Source organism: Actinoplanes sp. NPDC020271, assembly GCF_044388125.1.
Classification (GTDB): Bacteria; Actinomycetota; Actinomycetes; order Mycobacteriales; family Micromonosporaceae; genus Actinoplanes.
In genome coordinates, this window is the sequence record NZ_JBIRWQ010000067.1 from 1 (window position 1) to 7,545 (window position 7,545).

2 protein-coding genes are annotated in these 7,545 nt (G+C 71.9%); both read right to left on the reverse strand.

The genetic code is table 11. The features are described from left to right. On the reverse strand, positions 1-4,634 hold a 4,634-nt coding region (locus ACH442_RS47605), incomplete at its 3' end, for an amino acid adenylation domain-containing protein (protein ID WP_396344845.1). Continuing rightward, positions 4,634-7,545 (reverse strand): amino acid adenylation domain-containing protein (locus tag ACH442_RS47610; RefSeq protein WP_396344846.1); only part of this gene is annotated, 2,912 nt, incomplete at its 5' end. The genes ACH442_RS47605 and ACH442_RS47610, both read right to left, overlap by 1 nt.

Consider the following 7,545-nt stretch of genomic DNA (forward strand, 5'->3'; position numbering starts at 1 on the left):
AACACACCAGCAGCCACATCCAACTCCCGATACGTCAGCTCAACACCGTCACCGACGACCGCCACCGCATCCGGAGCAACACCCACCCACCGCTCAAACACATCCAGCACCGTGCCACCACACACCACCGCCGCAGTCCGACTGAAGCCATCGACCAGCACCTCCCGCTCGGCGGCCGCCACCAGATCCACCTCCCGCAACCGCAACCACGGCGAAGCAGTCACCACCTCCAGCACCCGCGCGAACCACCCCGCGATCCGCGACGCCGACGCCACGTCGAACAAGTCCGCAGCCACCGTCACCGACCCGTGCAGGCCGGCCGGGGCGTCACCGGCGCCGAAGCTCTCGGTGATCTGGACGGCGATGTCGGTCTCGGTCGACCCCGCCGCGACCGCCCGCGTCCCGGGGGCATCCCGCTGGTCGCCGGTGTTCTGCAGGGTGAGCCGCACCTGGAACAGCGGGTGCCGGGCCAGCGACCGGACCGGCGCCAACTCCTCCACCAACCGCTCGAACGGCACGTCCTGATGCGCCAGCGCGCCCAGCGACGCCGCCCGCACCCGACCCAGCACCTGCCGGAAATCCGGATCACCCGACAGATCAGTACGGATCACCAGCGTGTTCACGAAGAACCCGACCAGATCCTCCAGAGCCGGATCGGTACGACCCGCGACCGGCGACCCGATCGGAATGTCGACACCCGCACCCAGCCGCGACAACATCACCGCCAGCGCCGCCTGCACCACCATGAACGTCGTGACACCCTCAGCCCGCGCCAGCCCCACCAACCGCGCATGCACCTCAGCCGGCACCCGCAGCGGCACGACATGCCCACGATGACTGGCCGTCGCCGGACGCGGCCGATCCGACGGCAACACCAACTCCTCCGGCACCCCCGCCAGCGCCTGCCGCCAATAAGCGAGCTGTTCGGGCAGCACCTCGGTGTCGAGCAGCCGGTGCTGCCACAACGCGTAATCCGCGTACTGCACCGCCAACGGCTCCCACACCGGCGCCACACCGCGCGACCGGGCCTCGTAAGCGACCGACAGGTCGCGACGGAGCGGCGCCAGCGACCAGCCGTCGGCGGCGATGTGGTGCAGGACCAGCACCAGTAGGCGCTCGTCGCTGTCCCCCTCGAACAGGGTCGCGCGGACCGGGATGTTGGTGGACAGGTCGATCGCGTGACGGGAGGCGTTCTCCACCGCGGCCTCCCGATCGTCCGCGGTGGTCTCGTGCACCTCGAGCCGCCAGTCGAGGTCGGCGACGGCACGGATCCGCTGGTACGGCTCGCCGCCCTCGGACGCGAAGACGGTGCGCAGCGACTCGTGCCGGTCCAGCACGTCGAGCAGTGCCGCCTCCAGCACGTCCGGACCCACCTCGGCGGGCACCCGGATGGTGACCGGCAGGTTGTAGGCCGCGTTCGGTCCTTCGAGTTCGTGCAGGAACCACAGGCGCCGCTGCCCGGACGACAACGGCACCCGCTCCGGGCGGGCGCCCGGGCGCAACGGGACGGCTTGGACACCCGCTCTCGTGTCCAGGCGCGCGGCGAGCCCGGCCACGGTCGGCGTCTCGAACAGGGCACGCAGCGGCACGTCGATGGCCAGCACCGCGCGGATCCTCGACACCAGCCGGACTGCCAGCAGGGAGTGCCCGCCGAGCCGGAAGAAGTCGTCGTCGACACCGACCGCCTCCAGACCCAGCACTTGGGCGAACGCGGCGCAGAGCAGTTCCTCCCGTACGGTCGCCGGAGCCCGGCCGAGACCGGTGGTGTACCGCGGAGCGGGCAGTGCCCGGCGGTCGAGCTTGCCGTTGGTGGTCAGCGGAAGGTCGGGCAGGGTGACGAAGGCCGAGGGGATCATGTATTCGGGCAGCCGCTGCGCCGCGGAGTCCCGCAGGTCGCCGATCTCACCGGCGGTCACTACGTACGCGACGAGCCGCCTGTCCCCCGGCGTGTCCTCCCGGGCGACGACGGCGGCCTGGGTCACGCCGGGATGCGCCAGCAGGACCGCCTCGACCTCGCCCGGCTCGATCCGGAACCCGCGGATCTTCACCTGCTCGTCCGCGCGACCGGCGAACACCAGGTCCCCGCCGGTGGTCCAGCGCGCCCGGTCACCGGTGCGGTACATCCGCTGCCCCGGCAGGAACGGGCACGCCACGAACCGCTCACCGGTCAGTCCCGGCCGCCCCGCGTAGCCGTCCGCCACGCCGGCGCCGGCCACGTACATCTCACCGGTCACGCCGGCCGGCACCGGGTTCAGGAACTCGTCGAGCACGAACACCGGCCAGCCGGGCAGGCCGCGGCCGATCACGCTGCCCCGCGAGGCGTCGTCCGCGGTCAGCCGCCGCTGGGTGGCGTGGACCGTCGTCTCCGTGGTGCCGTACATGTTGACCAGCGTGACCTCGGCGTCCCGGCCCGGGCCGCGCCACCACGGCGCCAGCCGGGCGGGGTCCAGCGATTCACCGGCGAACACGATCAGCCGCAGCGACCCGGCCACCAACTCCGGCGCCGCCAGCAGCTGGTACATGGCCGACGGCGTCTGGCTCAGCACGGTCACCCGCTCGCGTTCCAGCAGCCGGGCGAAAGCCTCCGGGGAACGGGTCACGTCGTACGGCGCGACCACCACCCGGGCGCCTTGCAGCAGGGCGCCCCACATCTCCCACACCGAGACGTCGAACGCGAAGGAGTGGAAGCACGACCACACGTCGTGCGGTCCCAGGCCGAAGGAGGACCGGGTCGCGGCGAACAGCGAGACGACGTTGCCGTGGCTCACCACCACACCCTTCGGGCGTCCGGTCGACCCGGACGTGTAGATCAGGTACGCCGGGTCCGCGGCGTCCGGTTCGGCCGGCGGCGCACCGGGCGGGACCCGGTCGGCGCCCGGCTCAGGCTCACCGACGACCAGCGACGGCGCGCCGGAGGGCACCCGGTCCGCGTTGGCCCGGTCGGCGAGGACCACCGCCGCGGCGGAGTCCGCCAGTACGAAGGCGATCCGGTCCTCCGGGTTGCGGGGGTCCACCGGGACGTACGCGGCGCCGGCCTTCACCACGGCCAGCAGCGCCACCACCAGATCGGCGCCGCGCTCCATCAGCACCGCGACCCGGGAACCCCGGGTCACGCCGAGCCCGCGGAGCCGCCACGCGAGCCGGTTCGCCGACGCGTCCAGATCGCCGTAGGAGAGCGACACCTCGTCGGTGGTGACCGCCACCGCGGCGGGATTCTCGCGTACGCGCTGCTCGAAGAGGCCGGTCAGCGACGACCCGGCCGGGGCGGGCGCGGGCGGGTTCCAGCCGGTCAGCAGTCGCTCACGTTCACCGGGGGCGAGCACGCCGACCGTGCTCAATCGGGCATCGGGATCGGCCGCGACGTTCTCCAGGATCCGGGTCAGCCGGGCGGCCAGGGTCTCCACGGACGAGGCGTCGAACAGGTCGGCTGCCGCGATGACGGTGCCGGCGAGTCCGGCGGGACGACCCGCGTCGTCGTACGTCTCCCGGACCGCGACGTCGAGGTCGAACTTCGCCTGGGCGGTGGTGGTGCCCTCCGCGGATCCAGGGCCGACGAGCGCCCGCCCGGTGTTCTGCAGGTTGAGGACGACCTGGAAGAGCGGGTGCCGCGACAGCGACCGCTGCGGCGCGAGTTCCTCGACCAGCCGCTCGAACGGCAGGTCCTGGTTGTCGAAGGCGCTCAGGCCGGTGTCCCGGACCCGGGCCAGCACCTGCCGGAACGTCGGGTCGCCGGTCAGGTCGGTCCGGATGACCAGCGTGTTGACGAAGAAGCCGACCATGTCGTTCATGGCCTCGTCGGTGCGTCCGGCGACGACCGCACCGATCGGGATGTCGGTGCCCGCGCCGAGCCGGCACAGCAGCATGGACAGGGCCGCCTGCACGACCATGAACGAGGTGGCGCCCTCCGCACGCGCCACCTCGATCAGCTCCCGGTGGGCCTCGGCCGAGATGGAGAGAGGCACGGCGTGCCCGCGGTGGCTCGACACCGCGGGCCGGGGACGGTCCATCGGCAGGGCCAGTTCCTCCGGCGCACCGGCCAGCGTCCGCCGCCAGTAGGCGACCTGGGTGGAGAGCAGGCTGTCCGGGTCGTCCTCGGCGCCCAGCAGCTCACGCTGCCAGAGGGCGTAGTCCGCGTACTGCACCGGCAACGGCTCCCAGGCCGGCGCCCGTCCCGCCGAGCGGGCCGCGTAGGCGGTGGTCACGTCGCGGGTCAGCGGCGCGAACGACCAGCCGTCGCAGGAGATGTGGTGCACGGTGAGGGCGAGGACCTGCTCCCCCGAGTCGGCCTGGAACAGCCAGGCCCGTACCGGCACCTCGGTCTCCAGGTCGAAGGCGTACTCGGATGCCCGGGCCAGCGCCGCGGCCAGGTCGCCGACCGCGACCCGGCGCACTTCGAGTTCCCAGTCGAGGCCGGCCGGATCGAGGATGTGCTGGTAGGGCTCGCCGTCCACGGCGGGGAACACGGTACGCAGCGACTCATGGCGGGTCAGCACGTCGCGCAGGGCGGCGTTCAGCGCCGCCACGTCGACGTCGCCCGGCACCGCGACCGTCAGCGGCATGTTGTAGGTCGGGTTCGGGCCCTCCAACTGGCTGAGGAACCACAACCGCCGCTGCGCGAACGACAGGGGAATCATCACCTGTTCTCCTTCTTCATCGGGCGCAACGCCGGCCGCGTCGGCTTGGGCGTCTGGTTCTGGTCCGTGAGTCTCGCGGCGAGGGCCGCCGGGGTCGGTGCCTCGAACAGGGTCCGGATCCTGACTTCGGCGCTGAGGACGACGCGGATGCGTGACAGAAGCCGGATCGCGAGCAGTGAATGACCGCCGAGCGTGAAGAAGTCGTCGTCGACACCGACCTCGTCCAGCTCAAGGACCTGCGCGAACAGCTCGCACAGCGCTGCCTCGGTGTGATCGGCCGGTGCCCGGCGCGCCGGGGCCTCGGCACCGGACACCGGCAGGGCCCGGCGGTCGAGTTTCCCGGCGGCGGTCAGCGGTAGTTCCGCCAGTTCGACCACGTGCGACGGGACCATGTAGTCCGGCAACCGCCGAGCGGCGAACTCCCGCAGATCGTCGACAGCGCCGGCGGCAACGACGTACGCGACGAGGGTGTTCTCCCTGGCGATCACCGCCGCCTGCGCCACGCCGGGATGGGCCAGCAGAACCGCCTGCACCTCGCCCGGCTCGATGCGGAACCCGCGGACCTTGACCTGCTCATCAGCACGACCGACGAACACCGCCTCGCCCTCAGCGGTCCACCGCACCAGATCACCCGTGCGATACATCCGCTCACCGGAGGCGAACGGACACGCCACGAACCGTTCGCCGGTCAGCCCGGGCCGGCCCACATACCCGCGCGCCACCGGAGCACCGGCCACATACAGCTCACCGGCCACTCCCACCGGCACCGGGCGCAAAGAGTCGTCCAGCACGAAGAATCGGGTATTCGCGATCGGCGAACCGACCGGGATCACCGCGCCCGGCCTCAACCGGGCGGTGGCCACTCCGATCGTCGTCTCCGTCGGCCCGTAATGGTTGAACACCGGCCGATCACCGGCCGCCTGCACCAATTCGGCGGCAAGCAGAGCCGGGACCGCCTCCCCACCGAGCACCAACGACCGCGCGGGCAGCAAACCCTGCACGCCCAGCGCCGCCAGATGCGACGGAACCACCTTCACCGCGTCAATCCGATGCTCGGCGAGGTAGCCGGCGGTGGCTTCGGCGTCGACCACCGCATCAGCGTCCAGAATGTGCAGTTCACCACCGGTCGCCAGGCTGATGAACACCACTGTGTTCCCCAGATCCGTCACCTGCGGCTGCAACAACCCGTACCGCGTACCCGCCCCGGACCAGCCAAGCCGCTGCGACACCGAATCCACGTAGTTCGCGACCGCCCCATGGGTCACCCCGACGCCCTTCGGCCGGCCAGTCGAACCCGACGTGTAGATCACGTACGCCAAAGCCGCCGGGTCGGTCACCGCCGGCAGCACCGCCTCGGGGTGGTCCGCCATCTCGCCGAGATCGGCCAGCACCACTTCCACACCGGCGTCGGCCAGCAGGATCTCCAGCCGCTCACCGGGCAGCGCCGGATCGAGCGGCAGGTAGGCGGCACCCGCCTTCCACACCCCCAGGATCGCCGTGATCGTCTCCGCGCCCCGCGGCAAGCGCAGGCCCACGACCGAGTCCGGGCCCACCCCTTGAGCCACCAGGTGCCGGGCGATCCGGTCCGCCCGCTCCGCCAGCGCGCCGAAGCTGATCCGCGCACCGCCGGACACCAGCGCCACCGCGTCGGCCGGCTGCCGCCCGAACGATTCCAGGACCGACAGCGCCGGCAGCCGCGTCGCGGTGTCGTTGAAGCCGTCGATCACCAGGTCGCGACCGGCGGTGTCGAGCACCGCGACGTCGCGCAGCGGGGTTGCGTCCGCCTCGTCCAGCGCGTCGACCAGGTTTTCCACCGCGGTACGCACCGCCACGCCCGCGCCGTACGCGTCCACGCTGTCGGCGGCGAGCACGCTGATGCTGAAGCCGGACGACTCCAGGTCGTTGATCGACACGGTCAGCGGGTAGCTGTTCTTCACCCGGGCCCCGAGATGACGAACCCCGGCGATCACCTGGCTGTCGCTCTCCGGAACCGCCGCTCGTGCCCCGCTGTCGATGTGCCGGTAATTGAACAGCGACGTGAACAGCGGCGCGTTCCCCTCCACCCCGGCCGCCTGCTGCGCCATCGGCAGCGGCGCGTGCTCGTGCTCCAGCAACGCCGCCAGCTGCGCCCGCATCTGCTCGACGGCGGCGCGCACCTCGACCCGGCCGGTGCGGACGCGGACGGGCAAGGTGTTGATGAACGGCCCGACCACCCGGTCCGACCCGGCGCCGGCGTTCATCCGGCCGAAGAGGACGGTGCCGAAGACGACGTCGTCGCGGCCGGAGAGCACTGACAGCGCCCGCGCCCAGGCCACGTGCAGGATGGTGGCGGTGCTGACGCCGAGGCGCTGGGCGATGGCGCGCAGCCGCGCGGCGACGTCGTCACCGATGGGTACGAGTTCCTCGTTGATCACGTCGGTGCCGTCGCCGCGGACCTCCATCAGCCCGTACGGCGCGGTGGTCTCGGTGACGTCGCCGAGCAGTTCGGCGAAGTACCGTTCGTGCTCGGCCCGGTCCACCCCGTTCCGGGCCTGCGCCACGAAGTTGCGGAACGGCAGCGCCGGGGCCAGCGAGGCACCGTCACCGGCCAGTACCGCCCGCAGCTCCCGGACCAGCACGTCCATGCCCAGGTGGTCCTGGACCATGTGGTGCATGCGCACCACGCCGAGCCAGCGCGTCCCGGCCCGGGCCACGTGCAGGTCCATCAGCGGTGCGCGGGCGACATCCATGCGGGATCCGGCGGCGTCGAACGTGTCGGCCACCGGATCGGCGGAGTCCTGGTCGATGGTGTGCTCGATCACCGGCAGGTCGGCGTTCCGGCACACCACTTGCACGGGTTCGGGCAGGCCGTCCCAGAAGACAGCGGTCCGGTAGATGTCGTGCCGGTCGATCACCTGCTGCAAGGCGCGAG